We start from the raw sequence: 16,787 nt of genomic DNA on the forward strand, positions 1-16,787 counted from the left end.
TACGGGGTCGCGCCGCCGGGCGGGCGCCGAGGGCGTGTTACGCGATTCACGCCGCAGGGCGCCCGCACAGTGGCGTCCAGGGGCGGTGTCCTGCCCGGGGACTCGTCGGTCAGGGCTTCGGCCGGGCGTTGAGGCCCTCGCCCGATCGTGCGGGGTCGGAGGAGGCGGTCGGCGCCGGCTCCGGCGCGGTGGAGGCGGCCTGCGGATGCTTGACGGCGGCATCCGGGTGCTCGGCGGCGGCATCCGGGGGTTCGGCGGCGGAGAAGCCGGAGTCGGTGGGCGCCGTGGGTCTCGGGGGTGTGGGCTCGCGGCCGGGACCAGGATCGGGGGCGGCCGGAGCGTCGGGCTCCGCGGGGGGCGTGGTGGTGGGACCGGAGTCCGAGGAGGTCGTCGCCGCGCGGACCGTCGACAAGGGGAGGGCGATCGTGGCCTCTTCCATGGCCTCGGCCTTGTCGGTGGGCGGCGGGAGGATGGGCTCGCCGGACGTCGCGGGCCGATCCGACGACGCGGCGCCAGGACCGGACACTCTGATCGCGGACGCTTCGCCGCCCGAGGAGCCGGACGGGGTGCCGGTCGGGAGAGGAGGCGTGGGGGTCGACGGGGCCGCACTGGACGGCTTCGGTGCGACGGGGGGCGGGGACAGGTCCGCGGGGGGAGAAGGCGGAGCGGATTGAGGAGCGGTGGGGGCGGTGGGGGCGCCGGCGGCGTATGGGCCGCTGGACGGGGGACGGGCGACGACGACCGTGTCGGCGGGGCGCAGGCCGCCCTCCAGCACCGTGATGGCCTCCTGCAGCGCGGCGGAGGGGACCAGGACGTCGTAGCGGCCCGCCACGATCATGCTTCGTGAGCTGAAGTCCCGCGTGCCGCGCTTGAAGGCGTGTCCGGCGAAGCCGAAGCCGGCGCCCATCACGGCTCCCCACAGCGCCGCCCATATGGCCAGGGCGAAGAACGACGCGGTGGTGGAGGTGAACAGTCCGAGGAACATGCCGACGACGAGGCCGAACACGGCGCCGCTGATCGCGCCGGACAGGGCGGCGCGCGGGTTGGTGAGCCGTCCGGTGACGGTCTCCTCGAGGCGCAGGTCGCTGCCGACGATGGCCACGTTCTGCACGGGATATCCGGCGTCGGAGAGGGTGTCCACGGCGCGCTGGGCGGCCCGGTAGTTGTCGTAGCTGACCAGCAGCCGCCGGTCGACGGCGACGGACGAGGTCGGCGCGGGTGATGTCTGGATCATGGCGATGTCTCGCCTCCGCGGCTAGGGGGTCACTATGACGCTCCCCGCTACCCGGTGGAGGCGGGATATCACCGCGCGCGTGTCACGGCTTGACCGCTCACCCAGTCTCACGGCGTCAAGCCCTGTGGAGATCGTTCTCCGGCGGATGACCTTCCGCGCGCGTTCCTCCGCCCACGAGCGTTACCCAGAGCCGCCCGCCGTAATCCGGCCCCGGCCTCGCCGCCCCGCGTCTCGCCTTGGAGGCATGTGCGGGGCAGCGCTCAGGTGTCGGACCGAACGGCGAGCAGGGAAAGGTGGAGGGGGCGGGTCACCAGCTCTGGTGGAGGGGCATGCCTTCGGAGTAGCCGGAGGCGCTCTGGATGCCTATCAGGGCGCGGGCGTGGAATTCCTCCAGCGTGGTGGCGCCCGCGTAGGTCAGGGAGGAGCGCAGGCCGGCGACGATCGCGTCGATCTGGTCCTCGACGCCGGGGCGCAGCGGGTCCAGGTACATGCGCGAGGTGGAGATGCCCTCCTCGAACAGGGCTTTGCGGGCCCGGTCGAACGGGGTGTCGTCGGCGGTGCGGAGCCGGACGGCGCGGGCGGAGGCCATGCCGAAGTTCTCCTTGTAACGGCGGCCGTTGGCGTCGGTGTGGGCGTCGCCCGGGGACTCGTAGGTGCCGGCGAACCAGGAGCCGATCATGACGTTGGAGGCGCCGGCGGCGAGGGCGAGGGCGACGTCGCGCGGGTGGCGCACGCCGCCGTCGGCCCACACGTGCCTGCCGAGCGCGCGGGCCGCGGCGGCGCATTCGAGGACGGCGGAGAACTGGGGCCTGCCGACGCCGGTCATCATGCGGGTGGTGCACATGGCGCCGGGCCCGACCCCGACCTTGATGATGTCGGCGCCCGCGTCGGCGAGGTCGCGCACCCCGGCGGCGGTGACGACGTTGCCGGCGGCGACGGGCACGCCGGGGTCGAGGGCGCGGACGGCGGCCAGCGCCGCGATCATCTTCTCCTGGTGGCCGTGCGCGGTGTCGACGACCAGGCAGTCCACTCCGGCGTCCAGCAGTTCCTTGGCCTTGAAGGCGACGTCGCCGTTGACGCCGACGGCGGCGGCGATGCGCAGGCGTCCCTCGGCGTCCAGGGCGGGCTCGTACAGCGTGGCGCGCAGGGCTCCGGTGCGGGTCAGCACGCCGACGAGGCGGCCCTCGCCGTCCACCACGGGGGCGAGCCTGTGCCGGCCCTCGTGCAGGGCCTCGAAGGCCGCGCGCGGGTCGATGCCCGCGGGGATGGTGAGCGGCGGGCCCGACATCACCTGGGAGAGCTGGGTGAACATGTCGACGCCGTGGCAGTCGGCCTCGGTGACCACGCCGATGGGCCGGTTCTCCCAGTCCACGATGACGACCGCGCCGTGCGCGCGCTTGGGCAGCAGGTTGAGCGCCTCGCCGACGGTCTCGTGCGCGGTGAGCGTGATGGGCGTGTCGTGCACCAGGTCGCGCTTCTTGACCCAGTCGATCACTTCGGCGACGACGTCGATCGGGATGTCCTGCGGGAGGACGACGATGCCGCCGCGCCGCGCGACGGTCTCGGCCATGCGGCGGCCGGCCACGGCGGTCATGTTGGCGACCACGATCGGGATGGTGGTGCCGGTTCCGTCGCCGGTGGAGAGGTCGACGGCGAGCCGCGAGCCGATCGCCGACCGTGAGGGGACCATGAACACGTCGCTGTAGGTCAGGTCGTAGATCGGAGCCTGATCGTTGAGGAATCGCACGTTGGTCCAGCCTATGCGATTCATGGTAAACAATGGGATTTCCCAGCTCACTTATGCGATATGTCCTTAGGTGACCGTCGCGGGCTGCGCTCCCGATACCTCTGTAGGCGATGATCGAGACGACCATCGGCCGGTACGGATACATTGACCGCGCGAACGGGTCAAGTGGGGTGGCCCTGGAATGTGGAGGCGCTATGTACATCGTCGAACGGCCTGAGATTCTCGTCGCCGGTTACGCCGTGCGCACCACCAACGCGGCGGAGGCCGACCCGTCCCGGGCGCTCCTGCCGGGGCTGTGGTCGCGCGCGGGCGTGCCGGGGGCCTTCGCCCACGTGCCGGGCCGGGTCGACGACAACCTGTACGCCGTGCTGACCGACTACGAGAGCGACCATCAGGGGGCCTTCACCCAGGTGGTGGGGGTGGCGATCCGGACGGCGGCGGGGCTGCCCGAGGGCATGGTGGCGGTGCGGGTGCCGGGCGTGCACTGCCTGAAGCTGGAGGCGCACGGGCCGATGCCGCAGACGCTGATCGAGGCGTGGCAGCGCATCTGGAGCTACACCCAGGGCGGCGGCATCCCGGCGCGGGCGTTCTCCACCGACCTGGAGGTCCACCACGCCGACGGGGTGGACCTCTACCTGGCCGTCCTCCCCGCCCCCGCGGGCCAGGGCAGGGACCGCGTCCAGGCCTGAGCGACGGCCGGGGGCAGGTGTCAGGCCAGCACGCCGGCCGCGCGCAGCGCCTCGGCCTCGTCGCCGGGCAGCCCCCAGGACGACAGGTCGCGCAGGCGGGTGGCCTGGGCGGGCGCGCCGCGGGCGCCGTCGAGCAGCCGGGGGGCGGGCGCGGGCTGCACGATCCCTCCGACCTCGACGAAGGTGCCGCGCGCGGCGTTGTGCGGGTGCGCGGCGGCCTCCTCCAGGGACAGCACCGGCGCGACGCACGCGTCGGAGCCCGCGAAGACCTGCTCCCACTCGGCCCGCGTCCGCGTGGCGAACGCGGCCGCGAGGCGCTCGCGGATCAGCGGCCAGTTGGCGCGGTCGTCGCGGGCGGGCAGGCCGGTGAGCCCGAGCCCGGCGACCAGGTCGTCCCAGAACCGGGGTTCCAGCGCGCCGACCGCGACGTGCTCGCCGTCCGCGGTCGCGTAGGTGTCGTACATGGGCGCGCCGGTGTCGAGGAGGTTGGTGCCGCGCGGCCCCCAGGCGCCCGTCCCGGCGAACTGGGCGAACATGGCGAACAGCAGCGCCGCGCCGTCCACCATCGCCGCGTCGATCACCCGGCCGCGTCCGGTGCGCTCGCGCTCCAGCAGGGCGAGCAGGACGCCGTAGGCGAGCATCAGGCCGCCGCCCGCGAAGTCCCCGAGGACGTTGATCGGCGGGGTCGGCTTCTCGCCGTCCCGGCCGAGCATGGACAGCACGCCCGCGACGGCGATGTAGTCGATGTCGTGCCCGGCGGCGGCGGCCAGCGGCCCGTCCTGCCCCCAGCCGGTCAGGCGGCCGTAGACGAGCCGCTCGTTGACGGCGTGCAGGTCGGCGGGCCCGATGCCGAGCCGTTCCGCGACCCCCGGGCGGAACACCTCGATCACGACGTCGGCGCGGGCGGCGAGCCGTTTGAACGCCGCGACGCCCTCGGGCCGCTTCAGGTCGAGGCCGATGGTGCGCTTGCCCCGGTCCATGACGTCGGGGCGTGGCCGGTCTCCGCTCGCCGCGACGGGGGCCACCCGGTCGATCCGCAGGACCTCGGCGCCGTGGTCGGCGAGCATCATGCCCGCGAAGGGGCCGGGGGCGAGGCCGGCGAGTTCGAGGACGCGGACCCCGGCCAGCGGGCCCGCGGACGTGCCGGACCCGCCCTGATCTGCGGTGGTGCTCATGGATCCTCTCCTCGGGACGCGGCGTCGCGCGGGACGCTCTCACGATAACGAGCAAACGCTTGGTACGCGGTCTTTGAGATGCGGCCGTGCACACCCGGACACGCGGCGTCAACCCCTGTGCCACCGCGCTTCGCGGGGGGTCCCTGAGTTTGCGCGCGTTTAACGTGTCTACTCTGGTCGGTGATTATCTGAGGAGATAGCGTGCTACCGACGATCTCCGACGCTACGTTTCCAGGGGGTGGTGGCATGCCAGATCACACGGTAAAGACGACCGCCCGTATGACGGCCCATCGCAGGGCCGTCGACCAGATCAGGGAGTCGATCAGCACTCTTCCCGAGGGCGCCTCCCCGAGGCTCGCCAAGCCGACCACCAACCTCTTCCGCTTCCGGGACTCGGGCAGGGCCGCGGCGAAGCTGTCCGCCCGCGACCTGGACAAGGTGATCCAGGTGGACCCCGAGACCAGGACCGCCGAGGTCCAGGGTATGACGACCTACGAGCGCCTCGTGGACGCCACGCTGCCGTCCGGCCTCATGCCCTACGTCGTCCCCCAGCTCAAGACCATCACCCTCGGCGGCGCGGTCACCGGTCTCGGCATCGAGTCCTCCAGCTTCCGCCACGGCCTGCCGCACGAGTCGGTCGAGGAGATGGAGATTCTCACCGGCGACGGCCGGGTCGTGGTGGCCAGGGCCGACAACGAGCACGCCGACCTGTTCCGGGCGTTCCCCAACTCCTACGGCACCCTCGGCTACGCGCTGCGGCTGCGCATCAAGCTGCTGCCCGTCCAGCCGTACGTGCGGCTGACGCACGTCCCGTTCTCGGACGCCGACAAGTGCATGCTCGCGATGCAGGAGATCTGCGACAGCGGGCGGTACGACGGCGAGCCGGTCGACTTCGTGGACGGCACCTACTTCCATCCGGGCGAGATGTACCTCACGGTCGGGCAGTTCGCCGACCGCGCGCCGTACGCCTCGGACTACACCGGGATGCGCGTCTACTACCAGTCGATCCGCACCCGCACGCGTGACTGGCTGACCGTCCGCGACTACCTGTGGCGCTGGGACACCGACTGGTTCTGGTGCTCGCGCGCCTTCGGGGTCCAGCAGCCGCTGGTCCGCTCCCTGATCCCCCGCCGCTGGCTGCGCTCGGACGTCTACCGCCGGCTCGTCGGCCTGAACCAGAAGTACGGCGTGACGGCCAGGATCGACCGGTGGCGGGACAACCCCGTGCACGAGTCGGTCATCCAGGACGTCGAGGTGCCGGTCGAGCGGGGTGCCGACTTCCTGGACTTCTTCCAGGACAAGGTCGGCATGACGCCCGTGTGGATGTGCCCGCTCAAGGCCACCGGCGAGTGGCCGCTGTACCCCCTGGAGCCGGGCAAGCTCTATGTGAACTTCGGATTCTGGGGCATGGTCGCCTTGCCGCGCGGGCAGTTCGACGGGTATCACAACAGGCTCATCGAGAGGAACGTGCACGACCTCGGCGGCCACAAATCCCTGTATTCCACATCGTTCTACCCCCGTGACGAGTTCTGGCGTCTCTACAACGGCGACGCGTACTGGCCGGTCAAGCAGGCCTACGACCCGCAGGGACGGCTGCTCGACCTCTACGAAAAGTGCGTGCGGGGGCGTTGAGGAGGTTGGTTGGATGACACTCGCCCAGATCTTCGAGAAGATCGTGGGGCCGGAGGCGAACGTGGCGTTCGCCGCCTACGACGGCAGCAAGGCCGGCCGGTCGGACGCCGACGTCCGCATCGAGGTCAAGACCCCGATAGCGCTCGCCTACCTCGCGCAGTCCCCCGGTGAGATGGGCCTCGCCCGCGCGTACATCGCCGGGCACATCGACGTGCAGGGCGACATGTACACCTTGCTGTCGGAGATGGCGCAGCTCACGCTGAACGACATCCCCCTCAAGGAGAAGGTGTCGATCGCGCGCTCGCTCGGCCTCAAGCCGCTGCTGATGCGGGTCCCCCCGCCGCCGCAGGAGGTCCGCCGCAGCGCCATGGCGCGGCTCGGCAGCCGTCACGCCAAGCAGCGGGACGCCGAGGCGATCCATCACCACTACGACGTCTCCAACCGGTTCTACGAGTGGGTGCTCGGCCCGTCCATGGCCTACACCTGCGCGGTGTTCCCCGAGGCGGACAGCTCGCTGGAGGAGGCGCAGTTCGCCAAGTTCGACCTGGTGGCCAGGAAGCTCGGCCTCAAGCCGGGCATGCGGCTGCTGGACGTCGGCTGCGGCTGGGGCGGCATGGTCATGCACGCGGCCAAGCACTACGGGGTCAAGGCCCTCGGCGTCACGCTCTCGCGCCAGCAGGCCGAGTGGGCGCAGAAGGCCATCGCCGAGGCGGGGCTGTCGGAGCTGGCCGAGGTCCGCCACAGCGACTACCGCGACGTGACCGAGACCGGCTTCGACGCGGTCAGCTCCATCGGCCTCACCGAGCACATCGGCAAGGACCAGCTCCCGGGCTACTTCGGCTTCCTGTACGGCAAGCTGAAGCCCGGCGGCAGGCTGCTCAACCACTGCATCACCCGCCCGACCGGCACCGAGCGCACCATCAACAAGGGCGGCTTCATCAACCGGTACGTGTTCCCCGACGGCGAGCTGGAGTCCGTCGGCTACCTGATCCGGCAGATGGAGGACCTGGGCTTCGAGATCCGCCACGAGGAGAACCTGCGCGAGCACTACGCCAAGACCCTCATGAAGTGGTGCGCCAACCTCGACGACCACTGGGACGAGGCGCTCGCCGAGGTCGGCCGCGGCACGGCCCGCGTGTGGCGGCTCTACATGGCCGGCTGCGTCGTCGGCTTCGAGCGCAACAAGGTGCAGCTCCACCAGGTGCTGGGCGTCAAGCTGCGCGAGAAGGGCGAGGCGGACGTCCCGCTGCGCCCCTCCCGGGACTGGCCCTGACCGGCCGCCGGCCGCCCGTGAGAGCCTCTCACGGCGCGGCCGGCCGCCGGGCCGGCGCGGTCAGCGCAGCTCGCGCTTGAGGATCTTCCCGCTGGCGGTCATCGGGAAGGACTCGCGGAACTCCACCAGCCGGGGGTACTTGTAGGCCGCCATGGTCGCCTTGCACCACTCGACCAGTTCCTCTTCGGTGACCGCGGCGCCCGGCTTGAGGATCACGTGCGCCTTGACCTCCTCGCCGAGGGACTCGTGCGGCACGCCGACGACCGCCGCGAGCGAGACCGCCTCGTGGGTCATCAGCACCTCTTCCAGCTCGCGCGGATAGACGTTGAACCCGCCCCGGATGATCATGTCCTTGGCGCGGTCGACGATGAAGTAGAAGCCGTCGGCGTCCCGGGTCGCGATGTCGCCGGTGCGGAACCAGCCGTCCTTCGTCACCTCGGCGGTGGCCTCCGGCCGGCCGTAGTACCCCTTCATCACGTTGTGGCCGCGGACGGCGATCTCGCCGGGCCCCTCGCCCTCGACGGTGTCCCAGCCCGCGTCGATGAGCCGCATCTCGACGCCCCAGACGGGCGTGCCCACCGAGCCGGGCTTGGTCGGCCGGTCCCGCTGGTTGAAGCTCGCCACCGGGGAGGTCTCCGAGAGCCCGTACCCCTCCAGCACCGGCACGCCGAACGTCTTCTCGAAGTCCTTGAGCACCTCGACCGGCAGCGACGACCCGCCCGCCACCGCCGTCCGCAGCGTCGCCGGCGCCGCGCCGCCCCCGGCGCGCACGGCGGTCAGCATGGCCCAGTACATCGTCGGGACCCCGGCGAAGAACGTCACCCGCTCCTCGCGCATGAGCGCCAGCGCGCCCGCCGGGTCGAAGCGCGGCATCAGCACCAGGCTCGCCCGCCGCCGGAACCCCACGTTCATGATCACGGTCTGCCCGAACGAGTGGAACAGCGGCAGCGTGGCGAGCAGGACGTCCTCGCCGGTCCGCTCGAACATCTCGTCGGAGACGATCGCGTTCATGAGCATGTTCTGGTGGCTGAGCTCGGCGCCCTTCGGCTGCCCGGTCGTGCCGCTCGTGTAGAGGATCACCGCCGTGTCGTCCGGCGCGGTGGCCGTGGTCTCGAACGTCTCGGACCGGCCCCGCAGCGCGGCCCACAACGTCTGGACGCCGTCGATGCCCGACTCGACGGCGAGCGGCGTGGCGGGCAGCAGGAAGAAGCCGTCGGCGTGCGGCCCGTCCGGGACGGCCTCGCGGTAGGCGGCCAGCCCGCGCTCCCCGAGCGGCAGGTCCGGGGTGCCCTCGAAGCAGAACAGCGCCTTGGCCCCCGAGTCGCGCAGGTGGTAGGCGATCTCGCGCGGCTGGAGCAGCACGTTGAGCGGGACGACCGCGGCGCCGGCCTTCAGCACGCCGTAGTAGACGACGGGGAAGTACGGCAGGTTGGGGCAGGCCAGGGCCACCGTGTCGCCCGGTCCGACGCCCCGCGAGGCGAGGAGGTTCGCGACCTGGTTCGCCAGCGTGTTCACCAGCGCGTACGACATCCGGGCGTCGCCGGACACGATCGCCGTGCGGTCGGGGTGTTCGCGGGCGCTGTCCTCCAGGATGACGGACAGGTTGAGCATGGGCGGTCTCCTCCTTTGGTGCGAGGGCCTCGCGAGGGCCGGACGGGGGCGGTCACGCGGTCGCGAGGCTGGCGTCATCCTGGCAGCCCGGCGGCAGTAACGCTACTAATCGGTAACGAGCGTGGACGGAGGGCGATGACCGGGCGTAAGTACGTGAGCAGTTGCGTACGACCCGGAGGCGGCAATGCAGTACGACTACGTCATCGTCGGCGCCGGCGCGGCGGGCTGCGTGCTCGCCAACCGGCTCTCGGCCGATCCCGCCGTGCGGGTGCTCCTGCTGGAGGCGGGCGGCGCCGACCGGCGCATGGAGATCCGGGTCCCCGCCGCCTTCTCCAAGCTCTTCAAGACCCGCTACGACTGGAACGTCACCACCGCCAAGCAGGTGGAGATGTCCGGGCGCGAACTGTACTGGCCGCTCGGCAGGACGCTCGGCGGGTCGACGTCGATCAACGCCCAGATGTGGGTGCGCGGCCACCGGGCGGACTACGACGGCTGGAACCTGCCCGGCTGGTCCTATGAGGAGGTCCTGCCGTACTTCCGGCGCAGCGAGCGGCGGATCGGCTCCAACCGGGGCGGGGTGTACGGCACCGGCGGGCCCATGTTCGTCTCGGAGTTACGCGCTCCCAACGAGGTCACCCTGGCGTTCCTGCGCGCCTGTGAGGAGGCGGGGATGACCCGGCTGGAGGAGCTGAACGGCCCCTCCAACGAGGGGTTCTCCCAGACGCCGGTCACCCAGGAGCGCGGCAGGCGGTGGAGCGCCGCCGACGGCTACCTCAGGCCCGCGATGAGCCGTCCCAACCTGACCGTGCTCACCGCGGCCCCGGCCCGCCGCGTGCTGCTGGACGGCTCGGGCCGGGCCACGGGGGTCGAGTACGGCGAGGGCAGGCGGGTGACGGCCGCCCGCGAGGTGATCGTCTCGGCCGGGGCCGTCGGGTCGCCGCGGCTGCTCATGCTCTCCGGCATCGGCGACCCCGCCGAGCTGCGGGCCGCCGGGGTCGAGCCCCGGCACGAACTGCCCGGGGTGGGCCGCAACCTCATGGACCACCTGGCGGCCGGGATCGTCGTGGCGTGCCCGGCGCCGGTGACGCTGGCCTCGGCCGAGTCGCTCGGCAACCTGGCCCGCTACCTGTTCGGGCGCGGCGGGCCGCTGACCTCCAACGTGGCCGAGGCCGTCGCCTTCCTCAGGACCACTCCGCAGGAGCCCGCCCCCGACATCGAGCTGATCTTCGCGCCCGCGCCGTTCGTGGACCACGGCCTGAGCAGGCCGCCCGGGCACGGCGTCACCGTCGGCGCGATCCTGCTCCAGCCGGAGAGCCGCGGCCGGGTCACGCTGGACGGCGAGGGCGGCGTCGTGGTGGACCCCTGCTATCTGACCGCCGAGGCCGACGTGCGGCGCCTGGCCGCCGGGCTGGCGCGGGCGCGCGAGATCACCGAGACCGAGGCGCTGCGGCCGTACGCGGGGGGGCCGATGCGGCCGTACGGCGGGGAGCGCACCCAGCCCGAGCTGGCCCGCTACGCGCGCGAGACCGCCGAGACCCTCTACCATCCCGCGGGCACGTGCAAGATGGGCATCGACGACGACGCCGTGGTGGACCCTTCGCTGCGCGTGATCGGGGTGCCGGGGCTGCGGGTGGCGGACGCCTCGGTGATGCCGACGCTGAACCGCGGCCACACCCAGGCCCCGACCATCATGATCGCCGAAAAGGCCGCCGATATGATCCGCGCCTCTTGACGGCCGAAGAGATCTTGCCAACGATGGACGCGGAGGTGTGGGGGCGATGACGCTTGCTGTCACGGACATCGACCTGTCCGACATCCCCTTCTGGGGGTTGCCGCAGCACGAGCGCAACGACGCCTTCCGGCGGCTGCGCGAGCTCGACCGGCCGGCCTTCATGGCCGAGCAGCGCATCCCGTTCATCGGCGGCGGCAAGGGCTACTACGCGCTGGTCCGGCACGCCGACGTGACCGAGGCCAGCCGCAACGCGGGGGTCTTCAGCAGCGAGCCGACCTCCAACAGCATCCCGGACCTGCCGAGGTGGCTCGCGGTCTACTTCGGCTCCATGATCAATATGGACGATCCCCGGCACGCCCGCCTGCGCCGGATCGTCTCGCGCGCGTTCACCCCGCGCATCCTCCAGAAGATGGAGGAGGACGTCGCCAGGGCGGCGCGCGAGATCCTCGACGAGGCGATGGCCGAGGGGGCGGGGGACTTCGTCCCGCAGATCGCCGCCCGGCTCCCCGTCCAGGTCATCTGCGACATGATGGGCATCCCGCCGAGATATCACGACATGGTGTTACGGCACACCAACGTCGTCCTCGGCAACGCCGACGTCGAGTACACCGGCATCCGGCCCGACATGAGCCGCCTGAACGTCGCCCGCGGCATCGCCCGGCTGCTGCGCTCGGGCCACGCGCTCAACTCCCTGGCCCGCGGCCTCGGCCGCGAGCGGCGCGCCCGCCCGACCGGCGACCTGACCAGCCTGCTCGTCAACGGCGACGAACACCTGACCGCCCAGGAGCTCGGCTCGTTCTTCATCCTGCTCGTCGTGGCCGGCAGCGAGACCACCCGCAACGCCATCGCCCACGGGCTCAAGCTGTTCACCGACAACCCCGGCCAGCGCGACCTGCTGCTCGAGGACCTGGACGGCCGCCTGCCCGGCGCCGTCGAGGAGATCATCCGCTGTGCCACCCCGGTGATCCAGTTCCGGCGCACGGTCACCCGTGACCACGAGATGAACGGCCAGCGGTACGTCAAGGGCGACAAGGTGCTGCTCTACTACAACTCGGCCAACCGCGACGAGGCCGTGTTCGACGACCCCGACGTCTTCGACATCACCCGCAGCCCGAACCCGCACCTCGGGTTCGGCGGCCCGGGCCCGCACTACTGCCTCGGCGCCCACCTGGCGCGGCGCGAGATCACGGTCGTGTTCCGCGAGCTGTTCTCCCGCGCGCCCGGGGTCCACGCCGTCGGCGAGCCCGACTACCTGCTCTCCAACTTCATCAACGGCATCAAGCACATGGGCTACCGCTTCGCCTGAGCCGGCCCGCCGTCAGGAGGCCGCCACCGGGCGGATCGAGGAGAACACCGTGTTGACGTCCGGCAGCAGCTCCTTCTTGCTCGCCGGCACCGACATGTAGACGACCGCGGGCAGGTCCGCGCCCGTGCTCACCGCCGCGACCACCATCGTGGTCTTGGTCCCGCCCGCCAGCACCTGGTAGGCGACCAGGCGCGCGGGCATGCCCCCGGCCGACACTCGCTGCTCGGCCGTCTTCACGACCTTGTTGCCCGCGGGGAAGAACTTGTTGCGGGCCGCGAACGCCACCGCGCTGATCACCGGGGTCAGCTCGGCGGGATCGGAGGCGGAGTACTTGCCCGCCAGGCTCTTGGCCAGCGGGCCGGTCAAGATCTGCGCGAACACCGGCGCGCCCGAGCCGTCGGTGCCGGCGGGCACGTACTGCCGCGTCGCGAACCCGTAGGTCGCGCGCACGTGCTCGGCGCGCGTGTCCAGCTGCCACGGCCCGCCGAGCCGGGGGACGACCACGGCCGCCGCCTGGTCGGTGAGCGCGCCGGTGCGCGGGGACGCCTCGCCGGAGTACTTCGGGAGCCTGCCGATGGACTGCGGCTTGGTGCTCGCCTGCGTGCCGGACGGCGAGGCCTTGGGCTTGCCCGTGCCCGCCTTGGCGGTCGGCTCCGCCGCGGCGGAGCCGGAGGCGGCGGAGGAGCTGAGCGGGCCGGCCAGGAACGCCCACAGCAGGGCCAGCACGAGCGCGACGGCCACGGAGGCCACGAGCGCGATCAGCCACACCTTCCTGCCGTCGCCGTCCGCCTCCTCGCCGATCGCCTCGTAGTTCTCGCCGAAGACGGTGTTCCACAGCTCCTGCTGGCGCTCGGGCGGCGGCGTCTTCGGGCCGCTGATCTGGCCGGCGGTGACGAACGGCTTGTCGGGGTCCTCGGGAGTGAACGCCGGCCCCTGGTGGCGCGGCGGCTGGTGTCCCGGCTGGTGCCCGCCCCCCGGGCCGCCGGGCCGGGGGCCGCCGGGAGGCGTCGCCGGACCGGGGACGCGCATGGTGGTCTCGGTGCCCGGCGGCACGTAGGGGGGCGCCTGGGGACCGGTGTGCTGGGAGCCCATCTGCCGGGGGTCCATGTGCCGCGGGTCCATGTGCTGCGGCCCGGTGTGCTGCGGGCCGGTCTGGTGGGGGCCCGTGGGCTGCGGACCCGTGGGCTGCGGCGCGTACGAGTCCGGCGGGCGGGGCGGCTGCTGCGGGCGCGGCCCCGTCGCGGGGGCGCCGTAGGAGCGCTGGTCGCGGGCGGGCGAGGCGGGCGGCGGCGGGGGCGGGGGAGGAGGCATTTCCGGCCACGCCGGGGGGCGCGTGGACTGGCTGCTCTGCTCAGGTGCCATCGCTGGCGATCCTCCCGACGTCATGCCCGGATTGGGGGTGCTGCGCATGATCTCATGGGGTGCGGGGGTGTCCGCAGGAGAATGCGAGAATGCCCCAGGCAGCCGCAGCCCTGTCGGATCGGTCGGCGGATCCTGCATCGGCAGGCCCTCTTGCGTGAATTGCGGGCCGCGTTCCCGGCCGAACGAGTTCGCCACGGCGAAAAGAGTAAACTAAAGGGACATATGAGGTCACAACGGATCTATCACCATTAGGTAGCTGTGTGAGAATCCGGAACCTTCCTCTGGGGTGCCCCTGACCCCCGCGGGCGCGGCCCGAACGGGAGGAAGGCGCATTGCCCGCTGCGCTACCCTTGAGCTATGCGTGGCAGGACCCTGCTTCTTGGCGGGCCGCGGCGACCGAGCTGAAGACCGGTCGGCGCGGCTGCCCCTCGTGGACACGGGGGGTTTCTTTATTGGTCCGGCCATCCACGCCGAGTCAACCGAGGGACATGGGCCGTGAGTGACGAGCAGTACGATCCGCAGGCGCTGCAGGAGAAGTGGCAGGCGCGCTGGGAAGAGCTGGACCCGTACCGGGCGGGCGAGGACGCCGCCGACGAGCGTCCCCGCAAATACCTGCTCGACATGTTCCCCTACCCCTCCGGCGACCTGCACATGGGGCACGGCGAGGTCTTCGCCATCGCCGACGTGCTGGCCCGCTACTGGTTCCAGCGCGGCTACAACGTCCTGCACCCCATCGGCTGGGACTCCTTCGGCCTGCCCGCCGAGAACGCCGCGATCAAGCGGAACGCCCACCCCGCCGAGTGGACGTACGCCAACATCGACACCCAGGCCACCTCGTTCAAGAGGTACGGCGTGTCCTTCGACTGGTCGCGCCGCCTGCACACCAGCGACCCCGAGTACTACCGCTGGAACCAGTGGCTGTTCAACCGGTTCTTCGAGCGCGGCCTGGCCTACCGCAAGGGCGGCCTGGTCAACTGGTGCCCCAAGGACCAGACGGTGCTGGCCAACGAGCAGGTCGTCGCCGGCCGCTGCGAGCGCTGCGGCACCGAGGTCGTCCGGCGCGAGCTGACCCAGTGGTACTTCCGCATCACCGACTACGCCGACCGCCTGCTGGACGACATGGCCCAGCTGGAGGGCGGCTGGCCCGAGCGCGTGCTGACCATGCAGCGCAACTGGATCGGCCGCTCCGAGGGCGCCGACGTCCGCTTCGAGATCGAAGGCCGCGACGAGCCGGTCACCGTCTACACCACCCGCCCCGACACCCTGTACGGCGCCACGTTCTTCGTCGTCGCCGCCGACGCGGCGCTGGCCGAGCAGATCTGCGCGCCCGAGCAGCTGCCCGCGCTGCGGGCCTACCAGGCCGAGGTCGCCAAGCTGAGCGACATCGAGCGCCTGGCCACCGACAAGGAGAAGACCGGCGTCTTCCTGGGGCGGCACGCCGTCAACCCCGTCAACGGCGAGCGCATCCCGGTCTGGGCCGCCGACTACGTCCTGTCCGACTACGGCCACGGCGCGATCATGGCCGTGCCCGCCCACGACCAGCGCGACCTGGACTTCGCCCGGAAGTTCGGCCTGCCCGTGCGGGTCGTCGTCGAGACCGGCCTGCCCGACCCCGCCGAGACCGGCGCCGCCACCCCGGGCGAGGGCAGCCTGGTCAACTCCGGTCCCCTGGACGGCCTGTCCAAGGCCGAGGCCATCGCCCGCATCGTCCAGATCCTCCAGGAGCGCGGCACGGGCGCCGCCGCCGTCAACTACCGGCTGCGCGACTGGCTGCTGTCGCGCCAGCGCTTCTGGGGCACGCCCATCCCGATCATCCACTGCCCCGACTGCGGCGAGGTCCCCGTCCCCGACGACCAGTTGCCGGTCACGCTGCCCGACCTGCGCGGCGAGGCCCTGGCGCCGAAGGGCGTCTCGCCGCTGGCCGGGGCCACCGACTGGGTCGAGGTGGACTGCCCCAAGTGCGGCGGGCCCGCCCGGCGCGACACCGACACGATGGACACCTTCGTCGACTCCTCGTGGTACTTCCTGCGGTACTGCTCGCCCGGCTACGAGGACGGCCCCTTCGACGTGGAGCGCGTCCGGCGCTGGGGCCCGGTGGACCAGTACGTCGGCGGCGTGGAGCACGCCGTGCTCCACCTGCTGTACGCGCGGTTCTTCACCAAGGTCCTGCACGACATGGGCATGGTCGACTTCCCCGAGCCGTTCCTGCGCCTGCTCAACCAGGGGCAGGTCATCAACCAGGGCAAGGCGATGTCCAAGTCCCTGGGCAACGGCGTCGACCTCGGCGAGCAGATCGACGCCTTCGGCGTGGACGCCGTCCGGCTGACCATGGTCTTCGCCGGCCCGCCCGAGGACGACATCGACTGGGCCGACCTCTCCCCGGCCGCGTCGCAGAAGTTCCTGGCCCGGGCGTTCCGCGTCATGGCCGAGGCGGGCGCGGCCTCCCCGGCCGGCGCCGACCCCGCCTCCGGCGACCTGGAACTGCGCAAGGTCACCCACCGGACGGTCGACGAGGTCACCCGCCTGGTCGAGTCCTCCCGCTTCAACGTGGCCGTGGCCCGCATGATGGAGCTGACCTCCGCGGCGCGCAAGGCCATCGACGCCGGCCCCGGCGCCGCCGACCCCGCCGTGCGGGAGGCCGCGGAGGCGCTGGCCGTCATGCTGTCGCTGGTCGCCCCGTACGCCGCCGAGGAGGGCTGGGAGCGTCTCGGCCACGGCCCGACGATCGCGCGGGCGGGCTGGCCCGCCGCCGACCCGGCGCTGCTGGTCCAGGAGTCGGTCACCTGCGTCGTGCAGGTGGCGGGCAAGGTGCGGGACCGCCTGGAGGTCTCGCCGTCCATCTCGGAGTCCGCGCTGGAGGAGCTGGCTCTGGCCTCCGAGAAGGTGCGGCCGTACCTGTCCGGGACGCCGCGCAAGGTGATCGTGCGGGTGCCCAAGCTGGTCAACATCGTCCCCTGAGCCCCGCCGGGCGGCATGCGAAACCGCCTGAGCGTTCCCCGCGGGGACGCTCAGGCGGTGTCATGGGC

11 protein-coding genes are annotated in these 16,787 nt (G+C 72.0%); 6 read left to right on the plus strand and 5 right to left on the minus strand.

From position 1 onward, the window contains the following. Positions 1–109 precede the first annotated feature (109 nt). Together BJ981_RS28685 and BJ981_RS28690 are read right to left on the minus strand one after the other, a co-directional pair. Positions 110–1,234, minus strand: coding sequence for a YflT domain-containing protein (locus BJ981_RS28685; RefSeq protein ID WP_184616555.1), 1,125 nt, complete (start codon positions 1,232–1,234; stop codon positions 110–112). 307 nt (positions 1,235–1,541) lie between these two features. Beyond that, positions 1,542–2,981, minus strand: coding sequence for a GuaB1 family IMP dehydrogenase-related protein (locus BJ981_RS28690; RefSeq protein WP_184617630.1), 1,440 nt, complete (start codon positions 2,979–2,981; stop codon positions 1,542–1,544). A gap of 194 nt (positions 2,982–3,175) precedes the next feature. Between BJ981_RS28690 and BJ981_RS28695 the strand changes: the two genes are divergently transcribed. Continuing rightward, the gene (locus BJ981_RS28695; protein ID WP_184616556.1) at positions 3,176–3,670 is read left to right on the plus strand and encodes a GyrI-like domain-containing protein; all 495 of its coding nucleotides are present in this window, start codon (positions 3,176–3,178) and stop codon (positions 3,668–3,670) included. Between the two features lie 20 nt (positions 3,671–3,690). Here the strand turns inward: BJ981_RS28695 and BJ981_RS28700 are convergent, their stop codons facing one another. Further along, entirely contained in the window at positions 3,691–4,845 is a 1,155-nt protein-coding gene (locus tag BJ981_RS28700; RefSeq protein ID WP_184616557.1) for a CaiB/BaiF CoA transferase family protein, read from the minus strand. Positions 4,846–5,124: 279 nt separating this feature from the next. Between BJ981_RS28700 and BJ981_RS28705 the strand changes: the two genes are divergently transcribed. Both BJ981_RS28705 and BJ981_RS28710 read left to right on the plus strand, forming a co-directional pair. Continuing rightward, entirely contained in the window at positions 5,125–6,477 is a 1,353-nt protein-coding gene (locus BJ981_RS28705) for an FAD-binding oxidoreductase (protein WP_184616558.1), read from the plus strand. Positions 6,478–6,490: 13 nt separating this feature from the next. Further along, entirely contained in the window at positions 6,491–7,750 is a 1,260-nt protein-coding gene (locus BJ981_RS28710) for an SAM-dependent methyltransferase (protein ID WP_184616559.1), read from the plus strand. Between the two features lie 60 nt (positions 7,751–7,810). Here the strand turns inward: BJ981_RS28710 and BJ981_RS28715 are convergent, their stop codons facing one another. After that, on the minus strand, positions 7,811–9,361 hold the full coding sequence (locus BJ981_RS28715) for a long-chain-fatty-acid--CoA ligase (protein WP_184616560.1): 1,551 nt from the start codon (positions 9,359–9,361) through the stop codon (positions 7,811–7,813). A 184-nt stretch (positions 9,362–9,545) separates the two neighbouring features. Between BJ981_RS28715 and BJ981_RS28720 the strand changes: the two genes are divergently transcribed. Both BJ981_RS28720 and BJ981_RS28725 read left to right on the plus strand, forming a co-directional pair. Further along, positions 9,546–11,093 (plus strand): GMC family oxidoreductase, encoded by a 1,548-nt coding sequence (locus BJ981_RS28720; RefSeq protein ID WP_184616561.1) that lies wholly within the window; start codon positions 9,546–9,548, stop codon positions 11,091–11,093. A 46-nt stretch (positions 11,094–11,139) separates the two neighbouring features. Continuing rightward, on the plus strand, positions 11,140–12,399 hold the full coding sequence (locus tag BJ981_RS28725; protein ID WP_184616562.1) for a cytochrome P450: 1,260 nt from the start codon (positions 11,140–11,142) through the stop codon (positions 12,397–12,399). 12 nt (positions 12,400–12,411) lie between these two features. On the opposite strand, the gene BJ981_RS28730 is transcribed toward BJ981_RS28725, so the two are convergent. Next, a complete protein-coding gene (locus BJ981_RS28730; RefSeq protein WP_184616563.1) occupies positions 12,412–13,761 on the minus strand; it encodes a hypothetical protein in 1,350 nt (449 codons plus the stop codon). Positions 13,762–14,256: 495 nt separating this feature from the next. Between BJ981_RS28730 and leuS the strand changes: the two genes are divergently transcribed. Beyond that, positions 14,257–16,719, plus strand: a complete 2,463-nt coding sequence (gene leuS / locus BJ981_RS28735) for a leucine--tRNA ligase (RefSeq protein WP_184616564.1) — start codon at positions 14,257–14,259, stop codon at positions 16,717–16,719. The last annotated feature ends 68 nt before the right edge of the window (positions 16,720–16,787 follow it).

It is taken from the genome of Sphaerisporangium krabiense, assembly GCF_014200435.1.
GTDB classification, from domain to species: domain Bacteria; phylum Actinomycetota; class Actinomycetes; order Streptosporangiales; family Streptosporangiaceae; genus Sphaerisporangium; species Sphaerisporangium krabiense.

Coding starts and splice junctions, on each gene's coding strand:
- BJ981_RS28715 (WP_184616560.1), bottom strand. CDS start 9,361: ATGCTCAACCTGTCCGTCATCCTGGAGGACAGCGCCCGCGAACACCCC.
- BJ981_RS28720 (WP_184616561.1), top strand. CDS start 9,546: ATGCAGTACGACTACGTCATCGTCGGCGCCGGCGCGGCGGGCTGCGTG.
- BJ981_RS28725 (WP_184616562.1), top strand. CDS start 11,140: ATGACGCTTGCTGTCACGGACATCGACCTGTCCGACATCCCCTTCTGG.
- BJ981_RS28710 (WP_184616559.1), top strand. CDS start 6,491: ATGACACTCGCCCAGATCTTCGAGAAGATCGTGGGGCCGGAGGCGAAC.
- BJ981_RS28685 (WP_184616555.1), bottom strand. CDS start 1,234: ATGATCCAGACATCACCCGCGCCGACCTCGTCCGTCGCCGTCGACCGG.
- BJ981_RS28730 (WP_184616563.1), bottom strand. CDS start 13,761: ATGGCACCTGAGCAGAGCAGCCAGTCCACGCGCCCCCCGGCGTGGCCG.
- BJ981_RS28700 (WP_184616557.1), bottom strand. CDS start 4,845: ATGAGCACCACCGCAGATCAGGGCGGGTCCGGCACGTCCGCGGGCCCG.
- BJ981_RS28695 (WP_184616556.1), top strand. CDS start 3,176: ATGTACATCGTCGAACGGCCTGAGATTCTCGTCGCCGGTTACGCCGTG.
- BJ981_RS28705 (WP_184616558.1), top strand. CDS start 5,125: ATGACGGCCCATCGCAGGGCCGTCGACCAGATCAGGGAGTCGATCAGC.